Annotated in this window: 24 protein-coding genes and 3 rRNA genes; 16 read left to right on the top strand and 11 right to left on the bottom strand. The window is 60.6% G+C overall.

Features of this window, described 5'->3' with window-relative positions; translation table 11 throughout:
• Positions 1–354 carry a hypothetical protein gene (locus ACWHXT_RS15290; protein WP_447956455.1) on the top strand — a complete coding sequence of 118 codons (354 nt, stop codon included), beginning with the start codon at positions 1–3 and terminating at the stop codon, positions 352–354.
• A gap of 133 nt (positions 355–487) precedes the next feature.
• Positions 488–1,426 (top strand): co-chaperone YbbN, encoded by a 939-nt coding sequence (locus ACWHXT_RS15295; protein ID WP_447956456.1) that lies wholly within the window; start codon positions 488–490, stop codon positions 1,424–1,426.
• Here the strand turns inward: ACWHXT_RS15295 and ACWHXT_RS15300 are convergent, their stop codons facing one another.
• Positions 1,427–2,593, bottom strand: coding sequence for a MalY/PatB family protein (locus ACWHXT_RS15300; RefSeq protein WP_447956457.1), 1,167 nt, complete (start codon positions 2,591–2,593; stop codon positions 1,427–1,429).
• Positions 2,594–2,630: 37 nt separating this feature from the next.
• Between ACWHXT_RS15300 and ACWHXT_RS15305 the strand changes: the two genes are divergently transcribed.
• Positions 2,631–3,062, top strand: a complete 432-nt coding sequence (locus ACWHXT_RS15305; RefSeq protein ID WP_447929176.1) for a hypothetical protein — start codon at positions 2,631–2,633, stop codon at positions 3,060–3,062.
• Here ACWHXT_RS15305 and ACWHXT_RS15310 read toward each other — a convergent pair.
• Entirely contained in the window at positions 3,059–3,412 is a 354-nt protein-coding gene (locus ACWHXT_RS15310; RefSeq protein ID WP_447956458.1) for a hypothetical protein, read from the bottom strand. The two genes, ACWHXT_RS15305 and ACWHXT_RS15310, sit on opposite strands and share 4 nt — an antisense overlap.
• A gap of 66 nt (positions 3,413–3,478) precedes the next feature.
• Between ACWHXT_RS15310 and ACWHXT_RS15315 the strand changes: the two genes are divergently transcribed.
• The 5 genes from ACWHXT_RS15315 to ACWHXT_RS15335 all read left to right on the top strand — a co-directional run bounded on the left by ACWHXT_RS15315 (position 3,479) and on the right by ACWHXT_RS15335 (position 6,233).
• The gene (locus tag ACWHXT_RS15315) at positions 3,479–4,303 is read left to right on the top strand and encodes a hypothetical protein (RefSeq protein ID WP_447956459.1); all 825 of its coding nucleotides are present in this window, start codon (positions 3,479–3,481) and stop codon (positions 4,301–4,303) included.
• A gap of 66 nt (positions 4,304–4,369) precedes the next feature.
• Complete coding sequence (locus ACWHXT_RS15320; protein ID WP_447894439.1) at positions 4,370–4,771, top strand: acyl-CoA thioesterase; 402 nt, start codon at positions 4,370–4,372, stop codon at positions 4,769–4,771.
• A 35-nt stretch (positions 4,772–4,806) separates the two neighbouring features.
• Positions 4,807–5,109 (top strand): hypothetical protein, encoded by a 303-nt coding sequence (locus ACWHXT_RS15325; protein WP_447894440.1) that lies wholly within the window; start codon positions 4,807–4,809, stop codon positions 5,107–5,109.
• Positions 5,110–5,120: 11 nt separating this feature from the next.
• The gene (locus tag ACWHXT_RS15330; protein WP_447530049.1) at positions 5,121–5,642 is read left to right on the top strand and encodes a DUF501 domain-containing protein; all 522 of its coding nucleotides are present in this window, start codon (positions 5,121–5,123) and stop codon (positions 5,640–5,642) included.
• A gap of 45 nt (positions 5,643–5,687) precedes the next feature.
• Positions 5,688–6,233: an LOG family protein gene (locus ACWHXT_RS15335; protein WP_447927164.1), complete on the top strand. Its 546-nt coding sequence runs from the start codon at positions 5,688–5,690 to the stop codon at positions 6,231–6,233.
• A 38-nt stretch (positions 6,234–6,271) separates the two neighbouring features.
• Here the strand turns inward: ACWHXT_RS15335 and ACWHXT_RS15340 are convergent, their stop codons facing one another.
• Positions 6,272–6,805 (bottom strand): hypothetical protein, encoded by a 534-nt coding sequence (locus tag ACWHXT_RS15340; protein WP_447956460.1) that lies wholly within the window; start codon positions 6,803–6,805, stop codon positions 6,272–6,274.
• A 10-nt stretch (positions 6,806–6,815) separates the two neighbouring features.
• Entirely contained in the window at positions 6,816–7,301 is a 486-nt protein-coding gene (locus ACWHXT_RS15345; protein WP_447530052.1) for a tetratricopeptide repeat protein, read from the bottom strand.
• A gap of 239 nt (positions 7,302–7,540) precedes the next feature.
• Between ACWHXT_RS15345 and ACWHXT_RS15350 the strand changes: the two genes are divergently transcribed.
• Positions 7,541–8,572 (top strand): NADP(H)-dependent aldo-keto reductase, encoded by a 1,032-nt coding sequence (locus tag ACWHXT_RS15350; protein ID WP_447956461.1) that lies wholly within the window; start codon positions 7,541–7,543, stop codon positions 8,570–8,572.
• A 135-nt stretch (positions 8,573–8,707) separates the two neighbouring features.
• Entirely contained in the window at positions 8,708–9,487 is a 780-nt protein-coding gene (gene yaaA / locus ACWHXT_RS15355; RefSeq protein WP_447956462.1) for a peroxide stress protein YaaA, read from the top strand.
• Here yaaA and ACWHXT_RS15360 read toward each other — a convergent pair.
• The 6 genes from ACWHXT_RS15360 to tyrS all read right to left on the bottom strand — a co-directional run bounded on the left by ACWHXT_RS15360 (position 9,462) and on the right by tyrS (position 17,466).
• Positions 9,462–10,058, bottom strand: a complete 597-nt coding sequence (locus tag ACWHXT_RS15360) for an isochorismatase family protein (protein WP_447956463.1) — start codon at positions 10,056–10,058, stop codon at positions 9,462–9,464. The genes yaaA and ACWHXT_RS15360 overlap by 26 nt on opposite strands.
• 145 nt (positions 10,059–10,203) lie before the next feature.
• Positions 10,204–10,401, bottom strand: a complete 198-nt coding sequence (locus tag ACWHXT_RS15365) for a hypothetical protein (RefSeq protein WP_447956464.1) — start codon at positions 10,399–10,401, stop codon at positions 10,204–10,206.
• A 435-nt stretch (positions 10,402–10,836) separates the two neighbouring features.
• Positions 10,837–10,952 (bottom strand): 5S ribosomal RNA (rrf, locus tag ACWHXT_RS15370).
• Between the two features lie 111 nt (positions 10,953–11,063).
• Positions 11,064–13,954, bottom strand: a 23S ribosomal RNA gene (locus tag ACWHXT_RS15375).
• A 344-nt stretch (positions 13,955–14,298) separates the two neighbouring features.
• Positions 14,299–15,831 (bottom strand): 16S ribosomal RNA (locus ACWHXT_RS15380).
• Together the 16S, 23S and 5S rRNA genes form the textbook arrangement of a ribosomal RNA operon.
• Before the next feature lie 438 nt (positions 15,832–16,269).
• Positions 16,270–17,466, bottom strand: a complete 1,197-nt coding sequence (gene tyrS, locus ACWHXT_RS15385; protein WP_447927170.1) for a tyrosine--tRNA ligase — start codon at positions 17,464–17,466, stop codon at positions 16,270–16,272.
• 111 nt (positions 17,467–17,577) lie between these two features.
• Here tyrS and ACWHXT_RS15390 point away from each other — a divergent pair, with 111 nt between their 5' ends.
• Entirely contained in the window at positions 17,578–18,747 is a 1,170-nt protein-coding gene (locus tag ACWHXT_RS15390) for an anhydro-N-acetylmuramic acid kinase (RefSeq protein ID WP_447956465.1), read from the top strand.
• Positions 18,748–18,752: 5 nt separating this feature from the next.
• Here the strand turns inward: ACWHXT_RS15390 and ACWHXT_RS15395 are convergent, their stop codons facing one another.
• Positions 18,753–19,796, bottom strand: coding sequence for a type IV pilus twitching motility protein PilT (locus ACWHXT_RS15395; RefSeq protein ID WP_447530059.1), 1,044 nt, complete (start codon positions 19,794–19,796; stop codon positions 18,753–18,755).
• Positions 19,797–19,829: 33 nt separating this feature from the next.
• Here ACWHXT_RS15395 and ACWHXT_RS15400 point away from each other — a divergent pair, with 33 nt between their 5' ends.
• From ACWHXT_RS15400 to metW, 5 genes are all read left to right on the top strand, one after another.
• Positions 19,830–20,528 carry a YggS family pyridoxal phosphate-dependent enzyme gene (locus ACWHXT_RS15400; protein ID WP_447956466.1) on the top strand — a complete coding sequence of 233 codons (699 nt, stop codon included), beginning with the start codon at positions 19,830–19,832 and terminating at the stop codon, positions 20,526–20,528.
• A gap of 73 nt (positions 20,529–20,601) precedes the next feature.
• On the top strand, positions 20,602–21,426 hold the full coding sequence (proC, locus tag ACWHXT_RS15405) for a pyrroline-5-carboxylate reductase (RefSeq protein ID WP_447956467.1): 825 nt from the start codon (positions 20,602–20,604) through the stop codon (positions 21,424–21,426).
• Between the two features lie 54 nt (positions 21,427–21,480).
• Positions 21,481–22,074, top strand: a complete 594-nt coding sequence (locus tag ACWHXT_RS15410; RefSeq protein ID WP_447530062.1) for a YggT family protein — start codon at positions 21,481–21,483, stop codon at positions 22,072–22,074.
• A 51-nt stretch (positions 22,075–22,125) separates the two neighbouring features.
• On the top strand, positions 22,126–23,322 hold the full coding sequence (gene metX / locus ACWHXT_RS15415; protein ID WP_447927174.1) for a homoserine O-succinyltransferase MetX: 1,197 nt from the start codon (positions 22,126–22,128) through the stop codon (positions 23,320–23,322).
• Positions 23,322–23,915, top strand: a complete 594-nt coding sequence (gene metW / locus ACWHXT_RS15420; protein ID WP_447530551.1) for a methionine biosynthesis protein MetW — start codon at positions 23,322–23,324, stop codon at positions 23,913–23,915. The genes metX and metW overlap by 1 nt, the downstream gene beginning before the upstream one ends.
• Position 23,916: the final 1 nt, after the last annotated feature.

Raw genomic sequence — 23,916 nt, forward strand, 5'->3', positions numbered from 1 at the left:
ATGAAAAAGACCGCTATTTTGCTGAGCCTGGCCGCCGCCCTGACCGCGCAGAGCGCGTTTGCGCAAAATCAGGCGTGCTCCGCCGAGGCCCTGATGGCCGCCAACCAAAGCATGTACGATCAGTTCGAGGCCTATACGGCCAACCAGATGGACCAGGGCCGCAGCATGGAAGAAGTAACGGCGTCCATGGAGGAGATCACCGCGGCGGGTAACGCCGAAGAGGTCATCGAACGCCACCAGGGCGAGCTCGAGATGATGGAGCCGGACTCTGATCATCAGCCCTCCCAGGCGCTTTGTGACGACATGTACACCATGCTCGACGACATGCAGGCCGAGCTCGACGCGCAACAGTAAGCCCCGCCCTCCTTCCTTGCTCGAAAGCGGTGCCGCCAAACGCGACGGTACCGCTTGAATAACCCCGCCCCTGCCTGCATATCATGTGTCATGCTTGTCTTATCACTTTATCCAGCAGAGCACAGAATTCATCATGTCGATTATTGATCCCCGCACTGGCAACACGCTGTCCGCCGAGCCCACCGAAACCGCACAAACCGGTAGCCCCCAAGGTAACGTCTCGCGTGACGACGTCATCATCGAGCTAGGCGCTGCCAATATCCAAAAGGTGCTGGAAGCCTCCGCCCAGGTGCCGGTCGTGCTGGACTGCTACTCGCCGGACAACGAGCCGTGTCTGCAGCTCATGGCGGTGCTCGAAAAGCTCGCCCTCGAATACGGCGGCGCGTTTTTGCTGGCCAAGCTCGACGCCCAGGCCAACCCCGAGATCGCCGCACAGCTTGGCGTGCGCTCGGTGCCGGATGTCAAACTGATAAGCCAGGGCGGCCTGGTCGATAACTTCCAGGGAGCGCTCCCCGAAACGGAGGTGCGCGAGTGGCTCGGGCGCTACATTCAGACGCCGGAAAACGCCCCGGCAAGCCCGGAAGAGCAGGCCGAGGCGGCCCTGGCCGAAGGCGATACCGCCACCGCCCAGGAGATCTACCAGGGCCTGATGACCCAATACCCGGAGCACTACGCCTACCAGGTGGCGTTTGCCCGCGTCATGGCCGCCAAAGGCGAGCTCGATGAAGCGCGTAGCGTCATCGATAACCTGCCGCCGGAAGAGCGCGATGCTCCCCAGGCGCGCGGCGTACGCGCCAGCATCGAATTCAGCGAGCAGGCGCTCTCCCATGAGGAAATCGCCGCGCTAGGCGAGCGCGACGACAGTGAAGCACGCTACCAGCGCGCCCTGCGCCAAGTGGCCGACGGCGACTATGACGCGGGGCTCGAAGGCCTTCTGGCGCTGATGAAGAGCGACCGCGCGTTCAATGACGACGCCGCGCGCAAGACCCTTTTGCAGGTGTTCGATGCGCTAGGGGCCGACCACCCGCTGACCGTTGCCTACCGCCGCAAGCTGTTCGCCCTGCTCTACTGATCAGGGCGCGCCCAGCACCGCGTCCAGCCTTGTTAACGCCGCCTCCAACTGCGAGGCGGTCGTGCCGAAATTAAGGCGCACGAAGCCCGGGCAGCCAAACGCGGCCCCGTCGGAAAGCGCTACCCCCGCGCGCTCCTTGAGCGTCTGATAGGGCGACTCCCCAAGCCCCGCCCGGCGCATATCGAGCCAGGCCAGGTAAGTCGCTTCCGGTGCGCTCATCTCGACACCTGGCCAGCGCGCCACGTACTTGGCCAGTGTTTCGCGGTGTCCTCGCAATACGTCGAGCAGCGCCTGGCGCCAGGGCTCGCCTTCGCGGTAGGCGGCTTGTGCGGCCACCAGCCCCAGCACGTTCACCTCGGGCAAAAACCCTTTGCACGCCTGGGCGAAGCGCTGGCGCACGTTGGTATCCGGTATCACCGCGCAGGCGCTGGAAAGCCCTGCCAGGTTGAAGGTTTTGGATGGCGCCCAGAGCGTAATCGTACGCCTTGCAAGCGCGGGAAACAGCGCCGCAAACGGCTGGTGCGTCGCGCCTTCGTCGAGCAGCAAATCGCAGTGTAGTTCGTCAGACACCACCCACAGATCATGGCGCTCGACCAGCTCAGCGAGCCTTTCAAGCTCCTCCTGGCGCCAGACGCGTCCGGTGGGGTTGTGCGGCTGGCACCACAGCAGCAGGCGCGTTTGCGGGGTAATCGCCGCCTCCAGCGCGGCGATGTCGAGCTGCCAGGGCTCGCCGGGGCTTTCCGGTTCGGCGAGCATCGCCTGCTGAGCAAGGCGTCCGGTACGTTCGGCCACGGCCAAAAACGGCGGGTAAATGGGGGCGACGGTGAGCACGCCCTCGCCGGGCTCGGTCAGCGCCAGGGTTGCAAAGTGCAGCGCGGGTACCACGCCTGGCAGCCAGTGTTGCCAGGCGGGCTCGATGGGCCAGCCGTAGTGGGCCGCGCTCCACTGACAAAGCGTCTGTTTGAGTATCTCGGGCACCTCGCCGTAGCCGTAAACGCCGTGCTCGACCCGCGCCTGGAGCGCCTCGATGACCGCGGGCGGCGAGTGAAAATCCATATCCGCGACCCAAAGCGGCAATATCTCACTACCGTAGCGGTGCCATTTTTGTGAAGAATAGTCGCCTTCGGGCTGGCGCCGCTCGACAGGCGTGGCAAAATCAAAGGCCATGAAACATCTCACTGATTGCTAAAGGGTATCGATGAGCATGCCGCAAAACGATTTTTACACCAAGGTGCGCGCCGGGCTTGCAGCGCTTTTGCGCCAGTGGCGCTCGCTTGGCCAAGCGGATGCCGATCAGTTGGCGCTCATTTTGGCCGAGACCGCGCGCGTCGCCAAGCTGGGCGCGCCAGAAACCACGCCCAGCGGCGCCGAGCTTACGCAGTGGAGCGGTGACACCCAAGGGAATATGCCGCTTTGGGCACCGCGCACCGCGGTCTTTTTGCTCAACCAGATGCCCGCCCGCCCGGCGCCGCAAAGCGAAGAAGAGGCCTGCGCCTGGGCGTACTGTTGGCTCAAAAACCGCGCGTTCGATTCACGGGAGGCCGCCCAGGCCGCGCTGCCCGGCCACCTGCAGGCGCCGCTCAAGGACGCTCTCGAGGCGGCCTGGCGCGACCAGCAGGGCCTTCGCCTGGTCTAGCGCCGACGTACCGGCGACTTCGGCTTGAAGCCCGCGGGCTTGGTGGCAAGCCAGCTCACGAAAGCACGCGTATCCGGGTCCTCCGCCAGCGCCTGGACCGAGGGGAAGCGGTCGGCCAGCTCGCGCTCGCTATAAAGTCCATGAATATGCTTGTGGCAAGGGTGGCAAAGCCAGGCGATGGCGGTCAGGCGCACCTCGCGGCTGTAGCGCTTTTTATAGCGTGCCTTGTTGTGCAGAGTACGCGGAATGAGGTGGTGTTTGGTCAACGCCGCGGGGCGCTGGCAAAGCTCGCAGGCGTCCGGTTTGTCCGGCGGCGAAAGCGACTGGCCCGACCGAGAAGCAAAGTCCAAAAGGCGCGGCCCTCCAGGCCAAGAATAAAAACCCATAATACGTATCGACTATAAGGATAATCGGCAATGCTGGAAGTTCCCTTAAGCTGGCAGCTCGCCAAAATAGTGGTATCGGTGGTCATGGTGCTGGGCCTTGGCGTGATCGCGGTGCGAGTCAGCCCCAAAGTGGCCGGGTTATTGGCGGGCTATCCGCTGGGCACCGCGCTGGCGCTTTTCTTTATCGGCCTGGAAATATCGCCGCTGTTTGCCGCGCAGAGCGCGGTCCATACCCTGGCAGGCTTCACCGCCACCATGGCACTGGGGGCGGGCTACTGGCTTTGTGGGCGAAAATCCGGGCTTACCGGTGTTCTCACCGGCACCGCCGGGGGGATTGTGGCCTGGTTTTCGGTGAGCCTGGTGCTGGCCCAGTTCGATTTCACGCGGCTGACCGGCACGCTTACAACGCTTTGTGCCATCGCCGTGTTCAGCACGCTTTTTCGGCGCATTCCCGAGCGCATGGCAACCGCGCGGGCGCCGTTTTCCTGGCGAGCCCTTTGCCTGCGCGCGCTGCTCGCCACGCTGATCATCTTTGTCATCACAAGCCTCGCTCATTGGGTGCCAACGGCCTGGGCGGGCACGCTGGCTGCCTTTCCCATCACGATGCTGCCCTTTTTGCTGATTCTGCACCTAAGCCAGGGCCCCGAGCCCACCGCCACGGTCATCAAACACTACCCGATGGGGCTGGGCTCGCTATTGTGCTACGCTCTGTGTATCTCCTACACCTACGAACAGTGGGGGCTTTTGCCGGGTACCCTGGCAGGCTTCGCGCTCGCAACGCTCTGGCTCGTCGGTTGGATGCAGGGCCAGCGTTGGTGGGCCAATCGTCGACCCGCGCCGGGTCAAACCAGTTGACCCGGCGGGTATCAGGGCCGATTCTGAAGGCGTCACCCATCACCCTCTACCCACAAGGCATCGCCCATGTTCACCCGCAGGATTGAACCCGCTTTTTATGATACCGACGCGTTGGGCCATATCAACAATACGCGCCTGCCCGCCTGGTTCGAGCTGGCGCGCAACGACCTTTTCAAGCTCTTCACGCCGGATCTGGACCCTAAAAAATGGCGGCTGATGATCGCGCGCATGGAGATCGACTACCGCGCTGAACTGTTTTACGGTCACGACATCGAACTGCGTACCTACTTGACGCGCCTGGGTAACAGCTCGTTCACGGTCACGCAGGAGGCGCACCAGCAGGGCACGCTGACCAATGTGGGCCACACCGTCATGCTGCAGTACGACCACCAGGCAAAACGCGCCGTTCCCATCGAAGGCGCGCTACGCGAGGCGTTGACCGCGCATTTACAGGATGCGCCTGCCTAAGTACCGGCCCGCGCAAGGGGCCCCGAGGAGCACCGATGGCTATTCGCTATAACCTTTGGCTAGACCCGGACAACACGGCCCAGCACAAGGCGGTGGAAGCGGACCTGGAGCGCTACTTCATCGAGCGTTTTGCCGACTATCCGCATATCCGCTTGTTCGGCGCCGACCCCTACGATTATGATGCCCCGTTCAACCGCCTGTATGATGCGCTGATGGCGCGCGCCGCCGAATACTGCGAGCGCACCTGGTGCTACGTGGCCTCCCCGGAACAGCTCACCCGCTGCTTTTACCGCGCGGTGGGCCGCTCCAATAAATTTGTTCAAGACGAGCAACGTTAAGAGATTTTTCGATGGTAATTCGTACCGATCATGCCCCCGATGAGCGCCAACTGGCGATCATTACCCAGCAGCTTGGCCGGGCGCCCCGCGGTATCGAAGCCGTTGCCGCCACCGACCAAAACGGCACGCCCCTGGCGCTGCGTATGGCGCCGATCGTCGATGGTAAACCCTTCCCCACGCTTTACTGGCTTTGCTCCGATGTGCTCAAGATCGAGATCTCCCGGGTCGAAGCGGTGGGCGTCATCAAGTCATTGGAACAACGCCTTCAGGACGAGCCCGATTTTCTCGAACACTATCAGCAAAGCCATCGTGACTACGTGGCCGCGCGCTGGTCCTTCATGAGCGATGCCCAACGCGAGGAAGTCGCGCGGCTGGGCTACACCGAGGTGTTCACCGAGCGCGGTATCGGCGGTATCAGCAACTGGCAGCAGATACGCTGCCTGCATACCCAGTATGCCCACCACCTGGGCGGCCATAACGTGATCGGGGCGTGGATGGACGAGCACTATCAGATCGATCGGTTCGTGCCCTGAGCACGACGCGAAATCTTCACACCATCGCTTTAAGGAAGAATCGGTATGTCGCGACTCTGCGTTTATCTTGGCTCCCGCGCGGGGAGTCGCCCGGCCTTCATGGAAGCGGCCCGTACGCTGGGCGACACTCTGGCCAAACGTGGTCATACGCTGGTTTACGGCGGCGCAAGTGTCGGGCTGATGGGTGAGCTTGCCAATGCGGCGCTGGACGCCGGCGGCGAGGTCATCGGCGTGATGCCGACGCATCTGGTCGAGCGTGAGCAGGCACATTTTGGCCTGACCGAGTTGATCCGCGTGGCCAACATGCACGAGCGCAAGGCCACCATGGCGGCCCATGCCGACGCTTTCGTGGCACTGCCCGGCGGTATCGGCACGTTCGAGGAGCTTTTCGAGGTCTGGACCTGGGGCTATTTAGGGCTTCACGAAAAGCCGTTGGCGCTTCTGGATACCGAGGGTTTCTACGCGCCGCTATTAGCCTTTTTGGACAACACCGTAGAGCAGGGCTTTTTGTCTTCGTCCACCCGCAGCATGCTGATGGATGCCGACACCCCCGAAGCACTGATTCAGATGCTGGAAAGTCAGCTCGGCTAGCCTTGCAAACTCGATGCATGCAAAGCGTGCGGCGACAATTAACGGGGCCGGGTAATCACGTTCTGAATGTCGGCGCGCGTACGTTGGTAGGTGAGCTGCAGTAAGCGGGCGTCGTCGCCGGCGCGGTGGCGCTGGATCGAGCCATCGCTAATGATCGCTTCCTTGGTTTGACTCCAAAGCGCCTGCTGCGGCTCGGTCATCAGAATACGCAGCGCCTCGAGGCGAAAGTGAGGCAGCATACCGGCGTGATAAAACAGCAGCGAAAGCCAGGTGTTGTCATAGCCCCAGCTGTCACTGTAGGCCTTGCCCAGCTCGCGCAGCTCGTCGTTGAGCCAGTGGGCGATTTGACGTACCGGATAGCCTTCCTGAAACAGACGCTCGCGGGAGATCCCGTGAAGAAGCTCTGCCTTGGGGTCCCAGTGCGTCCACTCCTCCAACGGCTGTACCAGGAACGCACAGCAGCTCCCATCGGCGCGGGCCAGGCCGATCTCGATGGGGTAGCTGCCGCGGCCAAACCCCGAGGCCTCGATATCCAGAATAGTGGGGAGTGCCTCTGTCTCGGGGGGTGTCATACGCCCACCGTCACGCTGCGACTACCTGGGAGGGGCTCGCCACGCTTTGCCAGTAGGCCGACCGTTCGCCGTCCACGTCCAGGCCCAGCTCGCCTAATTGATAGGCGCGCGAAAGGCGCTCGGCAGCCAGTTTATGGCCCGCCTGGGCCGCCCGGGCGTACCAGGTGACGGCGTAATCTTCGCGGCACGGGTACTGCACGCAGCCGTGTTCGTGGATACGCGCGGCCTGATATTGGGACTGAACGTCACCGGCCTGGGCGGCTTCCAGCACGTAGCGCGCGCCGCGTGCCTTGTCCTGAGGCGAGAGGCTGCGTTGAAACAGCATCTGACCGTAGGTCGAAAGCGCATCCGGGTGCCCGGCCTCGGCGCAGCGCTTGTACAAGCGCATGGTCAGGCGCTGCGTACGGCGCGAGTGAGGCAGTAGCCAACGGGAACGAAATAGCTGTTCGGCCAAACGAAACTCGAGCCGAATAAACAAAGATGATGCCTGCGGCATGGCAAACCACCCTGCCTATCTGTTGAGAGCTTAAGCTAGCCAATCACTTCAAGCGGCTAACCCTACGGTAAACCGGCGTTTGGCCGGCGAATGGGCTGGCAAGCATACGCCTGCCGTTGCCCCGACTCAACCCCCTTCATTTGCTGCTTTAACCAAGCATCGCTAACATGCCCTTACGCCGCCGCCTTGCACCCTCTAAAAGTGTTGCAATGCGGCATTACGCCACTCAGGAGGTATTCATGCAGACCCGCCCACTTGGTAGAACCGGCCTGGACGTCAGCCGTTTGTGTCTAGGTACGATGACCTATGGCGAACAAAACAGCGAAGCCGAAGCTCACGAACAGCTCGACCGCGCCGTGGCGTTTGGTATCAACTTCATCGACACCGCCGAGATGTACCCGGTTCCGCCCAAGGCCGAGACCCAGGGCCTTACCGAACGCTATGTCGGCAGCTGGCTCAAGGCGCGCGGCGCCCGCGACGATGTCGTGTTGGCCACCAAGATCGTCGGCCCGGGCGTCGAGCATATTCGCGGGGGTTCACGCATGGACCGCGCGCATATCCACCAGGCGGTCGACGCAAGTCTTGCGCGCCTACAAACCGACTACGTGGATCTTTACCAGCTTCACTGGCCAGAGCGCAAAACCAACTTCTTCGGCCAGCTTGGCTATACCGTTGCCGACGATAACGACGCCACGCAGCTCAAAGAAACGCTCGAGGCGCTCAAGGAGCTGGTGGATGCGGGCAAGGTGCGCGCGATCGGCCTTTCCAACGATACGCCCTGGGGTGTGATGCGCATGCTACAGCTGGCCGATGAGTTCGACCTGCCCCGCGTTGCCAGCGTGCAAAACCCCTATAACCTGCTCAACCGCTCCTTCGAAGTCGGCCTTGCCGAGATCGCCCACCGCGAGGACGTCGGCCTGCTGGCGTACTCGCCGCTGGCCTTTGGCGTGCTCTCGGGTAAATACCTGGACGGTGCTCGCCCGGCCAAGGGCCGCTTGACGCTTTACGAGCGCTTCAAGCGCTACACCTCGCCCCAGGCGGAGGAAGCTACTCAGGCCTACGTCTCGCTTGCCCAAAAGCACGGCCTGGACCCGGCGCAGATGGCGCTGGCCTTTATTAACTCGCGGCCCTTTTTGACCAGCAATATCATCGGCGCGACCACCATGGAGCAGCTCGAAGCCAACCTGGCAAGCGAGTCGTTGAAGCTCGATAACGAGGTACTCGAAGGCATCGACGAGATTCATCGGCGTATCTCCAACCCGAGCCCCTAAGCGCTTTCAAAAGCGACCTGACGGTGGCTTTTACTATCGGCTCCATAGCCCCGGCCAAGGCCGGGGCCTGGTATCATGGTGTCCATTTCGACACCGCTCGTAGCCCATTTTGAAGCTGCGCTTAAGGAGCAAACGATGCTAAGCGTCATTTCGCCAGCCAAGACGCTGGACTTTGAAACCCCTTCGACGACCCAACACGTTACCCAACCGGATTTGCTCGAGCATAGCCAGCCGCTGATCGACATCCTGCGCGGCTACTCGCCTCAACAGATCAGCGAGTTGATGGGGGTCAGCGATAAGCTCGCCGGGCTCAACGCCGCGCGCTTTAAAGAGTGGCAGCCGCCGTTTGACCTGGACAACGCCAAGCCCGCCGCTCAGGCGTTTCAGGGCGATGTTTATACCGGCCTCGAGGCGCAGACTTTTAGCGAGGCCGATAACCGCTTCGCCCAAACGCATCTGCGTATTCTCTCCGGTCTTTACGGCTTGCTGCGCCCGCTGGATTTGATTCAGGCCTACCGGCTGGAGATGGGCACGAAGCTCCCCAACGAGGCCGGCAAGGACCTTTACGCCTACTGGCGGCCTACGCTAACCCGGGCACTCGATCAGGCGATCGGTGAAAGTGGCTCCAAACATCTGGTGAATCTTGCCTCCAACGAGTACTTCAAGGCGGTGGATACCCAAAAGCTCGACGCCGAAATCATCACGCCCGTGTTCAAGGATGAGAAGAACGGTCACTACAAAATCATCAGCTTTTACGCCAAAAAGGCCCGCGGGCTGATGAGCGCCTGGATCATTCGCGAGCAGATCAACGCGCCCGAAGCGCTCAAGGCATTCGATGTGGCGGGTTACGGTTTCGACAAGGCGGCGTCCGAGGGTAACACCCTGGTGTTTACTCGCCGCGAGGCGGATCGCTAAGAAAGCTCAGCGTACGCCCGGCGCGAGGTTTCAAAAACGCCCGGTGTACGCGTTTAAAAAGCGCGCTGTCGCAACGGTGAAGCCATTCGTAGGCGACCATGTCCGCGGTCGCCGTTATCGCACCGTGCTGGCCGGCGCGCTTACGGGCAAGCCCGGTTTCGACCGGGCGCCGGCTTAGCGTGGCGTCCACCAGCCAATAAACCTCGTAACCGGCCTCCAACAGCCCCAGCGCACTTTGCAGCACACAGATATGCGCCTCGGTGCCACACAACACGACCTGACGCCGCCCCAGGGCGTTAAGCGCCTCCATGAACTCGGGCTCTTCGGCGATGCTGAAGTGCTGCTTTTCCCATACACGGTGATCCGTTAGCGCATCGCTCAGCGCCGGTGCCGTAGGCCCCAGCTTTACCGGGTTTTGCTCGGTCAGCCACACCGGCACGCCGACCTCTTGCGCGACGCCGGCAAGCCACGCGGCCTCTGCCAGGCCCTGCTCGAAGTGCTCGATCACGGGTATCAACCCCGTTTGAAAATCCACGCACAGCATTAGCGTATTGTCGGCTCGTAAACGCACGTCGCCTCCTGTTCGTTGCCCTCGGCGCCCCGCTTTTTCGCGCACGCCGTCTTTGCAGTCTAGCCCAGCAGGCGCGGCGGGGCCGCAACGTAAAACAGCCGCTTATAAGCGGCTGTTTCAAAACATTCAATGTCACGCAAAAGCGTTAGTTGGACGCATCGTCGGCGGAATCTTCGATACTTTCGCCCATCTCCTCGATGCTTTCGCCGGCGCTTTCCATGCTGTCATCAATGCTCTCCCCCGCCTCTTCCGCCGGGCCCTGATTGTCACACGCGGCCAAGCCGCCCAGCATCACGCCCATTAACAGGGCCAACGTCAGTTTTTTCAGTAGCGGCGCTTTCATATCAACCTCTCCTTTTGAACGATGCCAGACTGTCTCTACCCCCCCGATTTTAAGGAGCTGCCGAATTAAATGCCATTGCAGGGCGAGCAAAATTTTAACTTTTAGCAAAAAGAGGCGAGGCCGCCATCGCTGAGGTATCGGACCACCAATGAATCGGGCTCCTGCAGGGGCGGTGGCACCGAGGCCTTGTTGTGCCCCTGTTTTTGTAGGAGCAGGCTTCAGCCAGCGATGCGGCGCACCGCGCCGCCGGGATGGACGGCCGGCACGGTGGCAAATCCAACCCCGGGCGGCTGGGCGCCGCCATCGCCCGATGAAATCGGGCTCCTACAAGGGCCGCGGAGGCACCGTGGCGGGCCCTGTTTGGGCCATCCGGCCTTTTCCTGCACGCATAAAAAAGCCCCGAACACAGAGTGCTCGGGGCTTTTTCGAAGAGGTGCCTGACGATAACCTACTCTCGCATGGGGAGACCCCACACTACCATCGGCGCGTTGCGGTTTCACTTCCGAGTTCGGCAAGGGATCGGGTGGTTCACGCAAGCCATGGTCGTCAGGCGTAACTTTCAATGTATATCGGCTGACTGTCTTGTGATCGTTTCTTTTTTGCGTATCCGGTGCTCTGTCGAGCGTCGTTGTCACTGCAGGACCAGACCCCTTGGGTGTTATAGGGTCAAGCCTCACGGGCCATTAGTACACGTTAGCTCAACGCCTTGCAGCGCGTCCACACCGTGCCTATCAACCAGCTGGTCTCGCTGGGCCCTTCAGGAGGCTCGAGGCCTCGGGGATGTCTCATCTTGAAGGGGGCTTCCCGCTTAGATGCTTTCAGCGGTTATCCCGTCCGCACATAGCTACCCGGCAATGCCACTGGCGTGACAACCGGAACACCAGAGGTGCGTCCACTCCGGTCCTCTCGTACTAGGAGCAGCCCTTCTCAAACATCCAACGCCCACGGCAGATAGGGACCGAACTGTCTCACGACGTTCTAAACCCAGCTCGCGTACCACTTTAAATGGCGAACAGCCATACCCTTGGGACCGACTTCAGCCCCAGGATGTGATGAGCCGACATCGAGGTGCCAAACACCGCCGTCGATGTGAACTCTTGGGCGGTATCAGCCTGTTATCCCCGGAGTACCTTTTATCCGTTGAGCGATGGCCCTTCCATACAGAACCACCGGATCACTAGAACCTGCTTTCGCACCTGCTCGACGTGTCTGTCTCGCAGTCAAGCACCCTTATGCTCTTGCACTCATTGCACGATGTCCGACCGTGCTGAGGGTACCTTCGTGCTCCTCCGTTACTCTTTGGGAGGAGACCGCCCCAGTCAAACTACCCACCACACACTGTCCTCGATCCGGATAACGGACCCGAGTGAGAACACCAATGATGCCAGGCTGGTATTTCAAGGTTGGCTCCCTCCGAACTGGCGTCCGGAGTTCAAAGCCTCCCAGCTATCCTACACAGGCAACATCAGTATCCAGTGTGAAGCTATAGTAAAGGTTCACGGGGTCTTTCCGTCTAGCCGCGGGTACACCGCATCTTCACGGCGATTTCAATTTCACTGAGTCTCGGGTGGAGACAGCGTGGCCATCATTACGCCATTCGTGCAGGTCGGAACTTACCCGACAAGGAATTTCGCTACCTTAGGACCGTTATAGTTACGGCCGCCGTTTACCGGGGCTTCGATCAAGAGCTTCGCCTTGCGGCTAACACCATCACTTAACCTTCCGGCACCGGGCAGGCGTCACACCCTATACGTCCGCTTGCGCGTTAGCAGAGTGCTGTGTTTTTACTAAACAGTTGCAGCCACCTGGTATCTTCGACCGGTTCGGGCTAAAGGAGCAAGTCCTCTCACCCTAATCCGGCGTGCCTTCTCCCGAAGTTACGGCACCATTTTGCCTAGTTCCTTCACCCGAGTTCTCTCAAGCGCCTTGGGATTCTCACCCTGACCACCTGTGTCGGTTTGGGGTACGGTCGCATGTCATCTGAAGCTTAGAGGCTTTTCCTGGAAGCGTGGCATCAGTGACTTCCGGATCGTAATCCGTTCGTCTCGCGTCTCGGCTTTAAAGGGTCCCGGATTTACCTGAGACCCAGGCCTACTCGCTTTCACCAGGACAACCAACGCCTGGCTCACCTAGCCTTCTCCGTCCCCCCATCGCAATGACATCCGGTACGGGAATATTAGCCCGTTTCCCATCGACTACGCCTTTCGGCCTCGCCTTAGGGGCCGACTCACTCTGCTCTGATTAGCATCGAACAGAAAACCTTGGTCTTCCGGCGGGGGAGTTTTTCACTCCCCTTATCGTTACTCATGTCAGCATTCGCACTCGTGATACCTCCAGCAGACCTCTCGATCCACCTTCATCGGCTTACACGACGCTCCTCTACCGCTCATCCAGAGGATGAACCCGTAGCTTCGGTACCTGGTTTGAGCCCCGTTACATCTTCCGCGCAGGCCGACTCGACTAGTGAGCTATTACGCTTTCTTTAAAGGATGGCTGCTTCTAAGCCAACCTCCTAGCTGTCTGAGCCTTCCCACATCGTTTCCCACTTAACCAGGATTTGGGGACCTTAGCTGACGGTCCGGGTTGTTGCCCTTTTCACGACGGACGTTAGCACCCGCCGTGTGTCTCCCACGCTGCACTCACCGGTATTCGGAGTTTGCCTCGGGTTGGTAAGCCGGGATGGCCCCCTAGCCGAAACAGTGCTCTACCCCCGGTGGTGATACGTGAGGCGCTACCTAAATAGCTTTCGAGGAGAACCAGCTATCTCCGGGCTTGATTAGCCTTTCACTCCGATCCACAAGTCATCCAAATCTTTTTCAACAGATCCTGGTTCGGGCCTCCAGTTGATGTTACTCAACCTTCACCCTGCTCATGGATAGATCGCCCGGTTTCGGGTCTATATCCAGCGACTGGTCGCCCAGTTAAGACTCGCTTTCGCTACGCCTCCCCTATCGGTTAAGCTCGCCACTGAATATAAGTCGCTGACCCATTATACAAAAGGTACGCAGTCACCCAACAAGTGGGCTCCTACTGCTTGTACGCACACGGTTTCAGGATCTATTTCACTCCCCTCGCCGGGGTTCTTTTCGCCTTTCCCTCACGGTACTGGTTCACTATCGGTCAGTCAGGAGTATTTAGCCTTGGAGGATGGTCCCCCCGTCTTCAATCAGGGTTTCTCGTGCCCCGACCTACTCGATTTCACATGATCAGACTTTCGACTACGGGGCTATCACCCGCTACGGCCGGACTTCCCAATCCGTTCGTCTAGCCATTCACATGCTTAAGGGCTGGTCCCCGTTCGCTCGCCGCTACTGGGGGAATCTCGGTTGATTTCTTTTCCTCGGGGTACTTAGATGTTTCAGTTCCCCCGGTTCGCCTCGTATCCCTATGTATTCAGGATACGATACTGACCTTGTGGTCAGTGGGTTTCCCCATTCAGAGATGTCCGGGTCACAGGTTGTTTGCCACCTCACCGAACCTTATCGCAGGCTACAACGTCTTTCATCGCCTCTGACTGCCTAGGCATCCACCGTGTGCGCTTCATTGCTTGACCCTATAACCCGAAGGAGTCTGGATCCCGCAATGACAACGATTGCCGGATACGCTTGAAACGTATCACAAAACAATTGCGTATCGAGATCACGCCACGAACACGCAAGCCCGAGGGCTTTTGTCTTCGTATCGTCATTCGATACTGTCAGCATGATATACATTGTTAAAGAGCGACTGCCATAAGCAGTGACAAGCGATCTTTCACGTTAAAAAAGAAAAAAGATCTTGAAACCTCAAGGCTTTTTCTTTTGATGTGTGAAGGACAGAACGTTTGTCACTGCGCATCAACAGCTACTTGATCAGGTAATTCATTGTGAGCGCTTGCCGGGAGAGTGACGCATCGTTTAAGGAGGTGATCCAGCCGCAGGTTCCCCTACGGCTACCTTGTTACGACTTCACCCCAGTCATGAACCACACCGTGGTGATCGCCCTCCAAAGTTAGGCTAACCACTTCTGGTGCAGTCCACTCCCATGGTGTGACGGGCGGTGTGTACAAGGCCCGGGAACGTATTCACCGTGGCATTCTGATCCACGATTACTAGCGATTCCGACTTCACGGAGTCGAGTTGCAGACTCCGATCCGGACTGAGACCGGCTTTCCGGGATTCGCTTACTCTCGCGAGTTCGCAGCCCTTTGTACCGGCCATTGTAGCACGTGTGTAGCCCTACCCGTAAGGGCCATGATGACTTGACGTCGTCCCCACCTTCCTCCGGTTTGTCACCGGCAGTCTCCCTAGAGTTCCCACCATTACGTGCTGGCAAATAGGGACAAGGGTTGCGCTCGTTACGGGACTTAACCCAACATTTCACAACACGAGCTGACGACAGCCATGCAGCACCTGTCTCTGCGTTCCCGAAGGCACCCCGGAATCTCTTCCGGGTTCGCAGGATGTCAAGGGTAGGTAAGGTTCTTCGCGTTGCATCGAATTAAACCACATGCTCCACCGCTTGTGCGGGCCCCCGTCAATTCATTTGAGTTTTAACCTTGCGGCCGTACTCCCCAGGCGGTCGACTTATCGCGTTAACTTCGCCACAAAGTGCACAAGGCACCCAACGGCTGGTCGACATCGTTTACGGCGTGGACTACCAGGGTATCTAATCCTGTTTGCTACCCACGCTTTCGCACCTCAGTGTCAGTGTCAGTCCAGAAGGCCGCCTTCGCCACTGGTATTCCTCCCGATCTCTACGCATTTCACCGCTACACCGGGAATTCCACCTTCCTCTCCTGCACTCTAGCGTGACAGTTCCGGATGCCGTTCCCAGGTTGAGCCCGGGGCTTTCACAACCGGCTTGTCATGCCACCTACGCGCGCTTTACGCCCAGTAATTCCGATTAACGCTTGCACCCTCCGTATTACCGCGGCTGCTGGCACGGAGTTAGCCGGTGCTTCTTCTGCGAGTGATGTCTTCCCTGGCGGGTATTAACCGCCAGGCGTTCTTCCTCGCTGAAAGTGCTTTACAACCCGAAAGCCTTCTTCACACACGCGGCATGGCTGGATCAGGCTTGCGCCCATTGTCCAATATTCCCCACTGCTGCCTCCCGTAGGAGTTCGGGCCGTGTCTCAGTCCCGATGTGGCTGATCATCCTCTCAGACCAGCTACGGATCGTTGCCTTGGTGAGCCGTTACCTCACCAACCAGCTAATCCGACATAGGCTCATCCGATAGCGGGAGCCAAAGCCCCCTTTCTCCCGTAGGACGTATGCGGTATTAGCCTGGGTTTCCCCAGGTTATCCCCCACTACCGGGTAGATTCCTATGCATTACTCACCCGTCCGCCGCTCGTCAGCGTCCAGCAAGCTGGACCTGTTACCGCTCGACTTGCATGTGTTAAGCCTGCCGCCAGCGTTCAATCTGAGCCATGATCAAACTCTTCAGTTTAAAATCATTGTGATTCTTGCCTGTCGCTCGAAAGCAACAGAGGCGAATCAATCCTGGCTCAAGGTTCAAACGAATTTGAAGAATTCGAAAATTCTTCTTGTGCGCTTGCCTTGATATAAGGTGACTTGTCACCCTCATCGGCAAACGCCCACATGAATTACCTGATCAAATTGTTAAAGAGCGGTTTCGCTTCGACTAATACTTGACTCGATGACCTGAGCCGGTTGCCGTAGCGAGGAAGGCGTATTCTACGCATTTCCTGAAGTTTGTCAACCGCCGATTTTGGCGAGTGAAGCGAGCGAACAAAAAAACGCTAACCTCCTGACAAACCGAGAGTTTTCACTCTCATTCACCGCTGGCAACGCCTTGCGTCCCCGGCAGCGGATGCGTACTTTACGGATTCACTGCCGGGAGTGCAAGGGCTTTTTCAAAAAACGATCACTTTAGCGTCACACGCGCGTAACGCTTCTTGCCCGCCTGAATAACGTAGGCCTTGCCCGTGGATAACATGGTGCTCGGCGCCACTGCCTCGCCATCGACTTTAACGCTGCCGTTTTTGAGCATGTCCTTGGCCTGGGCGCTGTTTTTGGTCAGCCCCGCGCGGGTGAGCACGCTGGCGATCGGCGCTTCGCCACCCTCGAAGTCGACCTCTACTTCCGGCAGGTCCTCGGGCAGCTCGCCATCGGCCAGTTGGTTACCGGCGGACTTGTGGGCGTTGGCCGCGGCTTCCTCGCCGTGGTAGCGGGCGATCAGCTCGCGGGCCAGCTCCATTTTAATATCGCGCGGGTTGGCGCCTTGCTCGACGCTTTGCTTGATAGCGTCCAGCTCTTCGTTGGATTTGAGCGACAAGAGCTCGAAGTAGCGCCACATCAAACTGTCCGGCATCGAGACCAGCTTGTTGAACATCGAGCCTGGCGACTCATCGACGCCGACGTAGTTGCCCAGTGACTTGGACATTTTCTGCACGCCGTCGAGGCCTTCGAGCAGCGGCATGGTGATAACCACCTGAGGCTCCTGGCCGAAGTGCTTTTGAATCTCGCGGCCCATCAACAGGTTGAACTTCTGGTCGGTGCCGCCAAGCTCCACGTCGGCTTCCAGCGCTACCGAGTCATAGCCCTGCACCAGCGGGTAGAGGAATTCGTGAATCGCAATGGACTGGTTGGCCTTGTAGCGCTTCTCGAAATCATCGCGCTCGAGCATACGCGCCACGGTGCTTTGCGCGGCCAGCTCGATCATCTTTGCCGCACTCATCTCGCCGAACCACTCGGCGTTGAAGCGCACCTCGGTCTTTTCGGGATCGAGAATCTTGAAGACCTGCTCTTTATAGGTCTCGGCGTTGGCCTTGACGTCTTCCTCGGTGAGCGGCTTACGGGTCACGTTCTTGCCCGTCGGGTCGCCGATGCGCCCGGTGAAGTCGCCGATCAGGAAAATGACCGTGTGGCCCAGGTCCTGGAACTGACGCATCTTGGTGAGCAGTACGCTGTGGCCCAGGTGCAAATCAGGCGCGGTGGGGTCGAAGCCCGCCTTGATACGCAGCTTGCGCCCTGACGCGAGCTTCTGCTTTAACTCGTCCTCTATCAGGATTTCGTGCGTACCGCGCGATAGTAGCGCTAGCGCCTGATCCACCTCACTCATTGCCTCTCTCCACTTTAAGCTTTGCCCGGTAGGGGCAACAGATGATAAACAACCGGCAATGTTACCATGCCAATCGGCCACGGTTGAGCCTTCACCGCTTTGGAAACGCTAATGACGACGCCTCTCGCACCCGCTACATCGCACCATCCCGATACACCTCTCTATATAGGGCTGATGTCCGGCACCAGCCTCGACGGTATCGACGCCGCCCTGGTCGCCATATCGCCTTCCGGCGCCCCCAAACTGCTGGGCACTCACGCCGAGCCGATGCCCGAACCGCTGCGTCAGGCACTTTTAACGCTGTGCCACGCCGAGCACACACGTTTTTCCGAGCTCGCCGCCGCCGAGGCGCAGTTTTGCGCGCTCCAGGCCAGGGCCGTAAAGGCGCTGCTGGAAAAAGCGGGCCGAACGCCTGGCGAGATTCGCGCCATCGGCAGCCACGGCCAAACCATCGAGCATGCCCCAGAAGGCCACGCGGGCGGGCCGGCTTATACACACCAGTTGGACAACCCAAGCCTTTTGGCGGAACTGACCGGCATGGCCGTGGTGGCAGATTTTCGCCGACGCGATTTGGCCGCCGGCGGCCAGGCCGCGCCGCTTGCGCCGGCGTTTCATAAGGCGCTTTTTCAAACGGCGGGGGAGGAGCAGCTCGTTCTCAACCTGGGCGGCATCGCCAACGTCACCTGGCTGCCCGCCGCGCCGGAAAAGCCCGTTTTAGGCTTCGACACCGGCCCTGCCAACGTGCTGATGGACGCCTGGTTTACCCGCCACGCCCAACACCCAACCGCGCGCTTCGATAAAGACGGCGGCTGGGCGAAAAGCGGCCAAATCGATCCGGCACTGCTGGCCCGATTGCTCGACGAGCCCTTTTTCGCGCTGACCCCGCCACGCAGCACCGGACGGGAGCTGTTTCATACCGAGTGGTTGCTTAAAAAGCTAACCGGCGAGGAGGACGCGGCGGATGTGCAGGCAACGCTTGCCGAGCTCACCGCCGTAAGCGTTGCCGGGGCGATCGATAAGCTTTTACCGTCGGCCGCGCCACTCACCCTGATTACCGGCGGCGGCGGCGCGCATAACGCATACCTGATGGCAAGGCTTGCCCACCACCTGCCTAACGCAGTGCTGACCTCGCCCGCCGCCTATGGCTGGCCGGAGGACTGGATCGAAGCCGGCGCCTTTGGCTGGCTGGCCCACCAGCGTCTGGAAGGCCTGCCCGGCAACCTGGCCTCGGTCACCGGCGCCAAGGGCCCGCGGGTGTTGGGCGGCGTGTACGCCACTTGAAAGGCTTACTCCCGAGGGGGCGTAAGTGCGCCTTGAGCGCGGGACTGGGCTTCATCGAAGCTCACCGCGCCTTCGTTGACCAGCTTCAACAGCGAGGCGTTGAGGGTTTGCATGCCCAGGTTCACCCCGGTCTGCATCGCCGAGTAGATCTGCGCCACCTTGTCCTCGCGGATGAGGTTACGCACCGCCGAGGTGGCTATCAGGATCTCGTGAGCGGCCACGCGCCCGCCGCCTTCGCGTTTGAGCAGCGTCTGCGCGACCACCGCTTGCAGCGATTCGGACAGCATCGAGCGGACCATGGATTTCTCTTCGCCGGGAAAAACGTCGATGATACGGTCGATGGTTTTCGCCGCCGAGGTGGTATGCAGCGTGGCAAACACCAGGTGGCCGGTTTCCGCGGCGGTCAGCGCCAACCGGATGGTCTCGAGATCGCGAAGCTCCCCCACCATGATGACGTCCGGGTCCTCGCGTAGCGCGCTTCTCAACGCATTGGCGAAGCTGTGAGTATCGCGGTGCACTTCGCGCTGATTGATCAAACAGCGCTTGCTGTCGTGCACGAACTCCACCGGGTCCTCGATGGTAAGAATATGCTCGAAGCGGTACTGGTTGATGTAGTCGATCAGTGCGGCGAGCGTAGTGCTCTTGCCCGAGCCGGTCGGGCCGGTGACCAGTACGAGCCCTCTGGGAAGCATCGCCAAACGCTCGAACACGTCACCCAGGCCCAGCGCTTTCATGGAGAGCACCTCGCCTGGAATGGTACGAAACACCGCCCCGGCGCCCCGGGCCTGAGTAAAGGCGTTGACACGAAAGCGGGCGACATCGGGTAGCGAGTAGGAAAAGTCGATTTCCAGGTGCTCGGCATACTCCTGGCGCTGGCGCTCGTTCATGATGGCGTGGATCAGCGCGATGACCTCTTCGTGGCCCATGGCGGGCACGTTGAGGCGATGGATATCGCCATCGACGCGAATCATCGGCGGCAAACCGGCGCTCAGATGCAGGTCCGAGGCATTCTGCTTTGCCGAGAATGCCAGCAGTTCGGTAATATCCATCTCTCTTCCCTGGCGGTGTTAAGGTAATTCAGTATGACAGAGATCGCGCTTTCCGAATCCCTTGCCAAGGCCCGCGTGCGTTTAGAGCACGCGCTTGACGCCGCGGCCCGCCCCGCAGATAGCGCCCGCCTGCTGGCCGTCAGCAAGACCAAGCCGGCCGCGACGATTCGCCAGGCGTGGCAGCTTGGTCAGCGCGCCTTTGGCGAAAACTACCTGCAGGAGGCGCTGGACAAGCAGCGCGAGCTAAGTGATCTGGACGATATCGAGTGGCATTTCATCGGCCCGCTTCAGTCCAACAAGGCCCGCGCGGTGGCGGAACACTTCGCCTGGATGCACAGCGTGGAGCGCATCAAGATCGCCAAGCGCTTGAGCGATTACCGCCCCGCGCATCTGCCCCCGCTCAATATCTGCCTGCAGGTGAACATCAGCGGTGAAGCGAGCAAATCAGGGCTTGCGCCGGAGATGGTGCGGCCCCTGGCCGAGGAGATCGTTGCCCTGCCCGGGCTTGCCCTGCGCGGGCTAATGGCGATCCCCGCCCCGGCAGAGGACCTCGAGCACCAGCGCGCGCCCTTTGCCGCCCTGGCTGCGCTGCTCGCCGAGCTGCAAACAGCGCTCCCCGACGCACCGCTGGATACGCTTTCGATGGGGATGAGCGACGATCTCGAGGCGGCAGTGCAGGAAGGCGCGACCCTGGTGCGCCTGGGCAGCGCGATTTTCGGCGCCCGGGATTAGCACGCCAGGCGCCCGACACGCGCTCAACCGACGACCCCGCCACTGGCGGTACATTTTTAACAAGGGATTTCCCATGGCGAACAACATTACCTTCATCGGCGCGGGCAACATGGCCAAGGCGATTATCGGCGGGCTCATCGAAAGCGGCGTCAGCGCCGCGCACATTACCGCCACCGCCCCTACCGAGCAGGCGCTAACCCCGCTTCGCGACGCAATGGGCATCCACACCCATACCGACAACGGTAAGGCGATCCAAAATGCCGATGTGGTGATCCTGGCGGTCAAACCGCAAATCATGCAAAACGTTTGCGCCGAGCTTGCCGACACCCTTCGGGCACAAGCGCCGCTGGTCATTTCGATTGCCGCTGGCCTCGAAGCCGCTACAATCGATGCGTGGCTGGGCGGCAACACCGCCCTTGTGCGCTGCATGCCCAATACGCCTTCGCTGGTGGGCGTTGGCGCCAGCGGTCTTTACGCCAACCGCGGCGTGTCCGATGCCCAGCGCACGTTGGCGGGCGAGCTGATGGAAGCGGTCGGGATCGTCGAGTGGGTCGAGGACGAAGCGCTGCTCGATGCGGTGACCGCCGTTTCCGGCAGTGCGCCGGCCTACTTCTTTTTGATGTTCGAGGCGATGGAAGAGGCGGGCGTCGCCCAGGGCCTGCCTGCGGCGACCGCGCGGCGTCTGGCGATTCAAACCGCGCTGGGCGCGGCGACCATGGCCCAGCAAAGCGAACACGACCCGGCCACACTCAAGCGCAACGTCATGTCACCTGGCGGCACCACCGAGCGGGCGATCGAGCACCTGGAGTCCGCTGGACTTCGTGACACGATGGCAAGCGCCATGCAGGCCTGCGCCGAGCGCGCCAGCGAAATGGCCAAAGAGCTGCGCGGCCACTGAGCCAAACGCTCACCCCAACATTCAGCACGATTTAACGCAACGGAGACGCAAGCAATGGGCAGCCAAATGGGTAGCGCCGGGTTAACGCTAGTCAACACCCTCATCAACATCTATTTATTCATACTAATGCTGCGTTTTTTGCTGCAGGCCTCACGCGCGGATTACTACAACCCGCTGAGCCAGTCGGTGGTCAAAATTACCCAACCCGTGGTCGGGCCGTTCCAGAGCTTTCTAGGCCCGGTCGCTGGGCGCTTTGATCTTGCCACCCTGGCGGCGGCCTTCGTGCTCAAGGTGGTCAGCATCATCGCCCTTTTGATGCTCATCGGCTTCGGCATGCCGCCGGTGGTGCAACTGGTGATCGCCGGGGTCGCCGCGCTCGCCAACGCCATTTTGAAGATCTACTTCTTCGCCCTGATCGTAATGATCATTCTGAGCTGGGTCGCTCCCAACGCAAGTCATCCGGGCGCACTGCTGGTTATGCAACTGGTCGAGCCGATCATGGCGCCGGTGCGTAAAGTGATTCCGCCGCTTGGCATGATCGACCTTTCCCCGATCGTGGTGTTTATCGCCATCAACCTGATCGACGCGCTGGTCGTGGGCTCGCTGATTCGCCAGGCGGGTGCGCCGGGCGCGCTGGTCGGGCTTTAAGCGCGCGTCACGCGCGCCGTTATCGACTTTTTAGCAGGATTACCGTTTTCAATGCCTGATCCAGACACGCGGCCAACACCTGACCACCCGGCGGACTCCGTCGGGACGGTTACGCCCCACGTTGCTCGTTTCGACACCCCCTTGGCGCTTGCCTGCGGCAAGGTGCTGCCCGAATACGAGCTGATTTATGAGACCTACGGCACGCTCAACGCCGAGCGCAGCAACGCCGTGCTGATCTGCCATGCGCTGTCGGGCCACCACCACGCGGCGGGGTATCACCATCCCGACGATACCAAACCCGGCTGGTGGGACGCTCATATCGGCCCGGGCAAATCGATCGACACCGACCGTTTCTTCGTCGTCTCGCTGAATAACCTGGGCGGCTGTCACGGCAGCACCGGGCCGGTAAGCCACAACCCGGCCACCGGCCGCCAGTGGGGGCCGGATTTTCCCGTGATCACGGTCATCGACTGGGTGGCCAGTCAGGCGCGGCTGGCTGACCATTTGGGCATCGAACGCTGGGCGGCGGCCGTGGGCGGAAGCCTGGGCGGCATGCAGGTGCTGCAGTGGACGATCACGCATCCCGAACGGGTCGCCAATGCGGTGGTGATTGCCGCGACCCCGCGCCTTTCGGCGCAGAACATCGCCTTCAACGAGGTCGCCCGCCAGGCGATCCGCTCCGATCCGGAATTTCATGAGGGCTGGTACGCCGAACAGAATACGGTGCCCAAGCGTGGTTTGAAGCTCGCGCGCATGGTGGGCCATATCACGTATCTGTCGGAAGACGCCATGGGCAGCAAGTTCGGCCGCGACCTGCGAACCGACGACCTGAACTTCGGCTTCGACGTGGAGTTCCAGGTGGAGTCCTACCTTCGCTACCAGGGCGACGCCTTCTCCACCGCCTTCGATGCCAACACGTATCTCCTGATGACCAAGGCGCTGGATTACTTCGACCCGTCGGCGCTGCACGGCGGCGACCTAGCCTCTGCGCTCGCCCCGGCCCAGTGTCCGTTTCTCATCGTAAGCTTCACCACGGACTGGCGCTTTCCGCCTTCACGCTCCCGAGAGCTGGTCGATGCGTTGATTCGGGCGGGTAAACCGGTCAGCTACGCCAATATCGAATCCCCCCACGGCCACGATGCCTTCCTGCTGCCGGAGCCGCGCTACGAGGCGCTGTTTAGCGCCTTCATGGAGCGCTCGGCGCAAAGCCTTGGCCTTTCAGACACCCGCGGGGAGAGCCCGGCATGATGCGCACCGACCTCGAGCTGATTTTTGACTGGGTGCCCGAAGGCGCCCACGTGCTGGATCTTGCCTGCGGCGACGGCGCCCTTTTGGAGCGCCTCTCCCAGCAGAAAAACGTCACCGGCTACGGTTTGGAGATCGACCCGGCGGGCATTACCCAGTGCGTGGCGCGCGGGGTCTCGGTCATCGAACACAACCTGGACGATGGGCTCGGCAACTTCGGCGATCAACGCTACGACCAGGTGATCATGACCCAGGCGCTACAGGCGCTGCGCCGCCCGGACAAGATGCTCGATGAGATGCTGCGGGTGGCGGACGAGGGCATCATCACCTTCCCCAACTTCGCCTACTGGCGCCACCGGGTGTACCTGGGCCTGCGCGGCTACATGCCGGTGTCCAAATCCTTGCCCCACGCCTGGTACGACACGCCCAACATCCATCTTTCCACCTTCAACGACTTCGAGCAGCTCTGCCGCGAGAAGGGGTTGGTGATCGTCGACCGTGCCGTGGGCGTGGGCGAACATCGCGGCCATTGGACCTCGCGCTGGTGGCCCAACCTGTTCGGCGAAATCGCGATTTTTCGCGTGCGCCGCCGCTAGC

The sequence above is a fragment of the Vreelandella halophytica genome, from assembly GCF_968193635.1.

What these genes read in the sequence shown, in the direction of transcription:
- ACWHXT_RS15290 (WP_447956455.1), top strand. Translation starts at nt 1, where the DNA reads ATGAAAAAGACCGCTATTTTGCTGAGCCTGGCCGCCGCCCTGACCGCG.
- ACWHXT_RS15295 (WP_447956456.1), top strand. Translation starts at nt 488, where the DNA reads ATGTCGATTATTGATCCCCGCACTGGCAACACGCTGTCCGCCGAGCCC.
- ACWHXT_RS15300 (WP_447956457.1), bottom strand. Translation starts at nt 2,593, where the DNA reads ATGGCCTTTGATTTTGCCACGCCTGTCGAGCGGCGCCAGCCCGAAGGC.
- ACWHXT_RS15305 (WP_447929176.1), top strand. Translation starts at nt 2,631, where the DNA reads ATGCCGCAAAACGATTTTTACACCAAGGTGCGCGCCGGGCTTGCAGCG.
- ACWHXT_RS15315 (WP_447956459.1), top strand. Translation starts at nt 3,479, where the DNA reads ATGCTGGAAGTTCCCTTAAGCTGGCAGCTCGCCAAAATAGTGGTATCG.
- ACWHXT_RS15320 (WP_447894439.1), top strand. Translation starts at nt 4,370, where the DNA reads ATGTTCACCCGCAGGATTGAACCCGCTTTTTATGATACCGACGCGTTG.
- ACWHXT_RS15325 (WP_447894440.1), top strand. Translation starts at nt 4,807, where the DNA reads ATGGCTATTCGCTATAACCTTTGGCTAGACCCGGACAACACGGCCCAG.
- ACWHXT_RS15330 (WP_447530049.1), top strand. Translation starts at nt 5,121, where the DNA reads ATGGTAATTCGTACCGATCATGCCCCCGATGAGCGCCAACTGGCGATC.
- ACWHXT_RS15335 (WP_447927164.1), top strand. Translation starts at nt 5,688, where the DNA reads ATGTCGCGACTCTGCGTTTATCTTGGCTCCCGCGCGGGGAGTCGCCCG.
- ACWHXT_RS15340 (WP_447956460.1), bottom strand. Translation starts at nt 6,805, where the DNA reads ATGACACCCCCCGAGACAGAGGCACTCCCCACTATTCTGGATATCGAG.
- ACWHXT_RS15345 (WP_447530052.1), bottom strand. Translation starts at nt 7,301, where the DNA reads ATGCCGCAGGCATCATCTTTGTTTATTCGGCTCGAGTTTCGTTTGGCC.
- ACWHXT_RS15350 (WP_447956461.1), top strand. Translation starts at nt 7,541, where the DNA reads ATGCAGACCCGCCCACTTGGTAGAACCGGCCTGGACGTCAGCCGTTTG.
- yaaA (WP_447956462.1), top strand. Translation starts at nt 8,708, where the DNA reads ATGCTAAGCGTCATTTCGCCAGCCAAGACGCTGGACTTTGAAACCCCT.
- ACWHXT_RS15365 (WP_447956464.1), bottom strand. Translation starts at nt 10,401, where the DNA reads ATGAAAGCGCCGCTACTGAAAAAACTGACGTTGGCCCTGTTAATGGGC.
- tyrS (WP_447927170.1), bottom strand. Translation starts at nt 17,466, where the DNA reads ATGAGTGAGGTGGATCAGGCGCTAGCGCTACTATCGCGCGGTACGCAC.
- ACWHXT_RS15390 (WP_447956465.1), top strand. Translation starts at nt 17,578, where the DNA reads ATGACGACGCCTCTCGCACCCGCTACATCGCACCATCCCGATACACCT.
- ACWHXT_RS15395 (WP_447530059.1), bottom strand. Translation starts at nt 19,796, where the DNA reads ATGGATATTACCGAACTGCTGGCATTCTCGGCAAAGCAGAATGCCTCG.
- ACWHXT_RS15400 (WP_447956466.1), top strand. Translation starts at nt 19,830, where the DNA reads ATGACAGAGATCGCGCTTTCCGAATCCCTTGCCAAGGCCCGCGTGCGT.
- proC (WP_447956467.1), top strand. Translation starts at nt 20,602, where the DNA reads ATGGCGAACAACATTACCTTCATCGGCGCGGGCAACATGGCCAAGGCG.
- ACWHXT_RS15410 (WP_447530062.1), top strand. Translation starts at nt 21,481, where the DNA reads ATGGGCAGCCAAATGGGTAGCGCCGGGTTAACGCTAGTCAACACCCTC.
- metX (WP_447927174.1), top strand. Translation starts at nt 22,126, where the DNA reads ATGCCTGATCCAGACACGCGGCCAACACCTGACCACCCGGCGGACTCC.
- metW (WP_447530551.1), top strand. Translation starts at nt 23,322, where the DNA reads ATGCGCACCGACCTCGAGCTGATTTTTGACTGGGTGCCCGAAGGCGCC.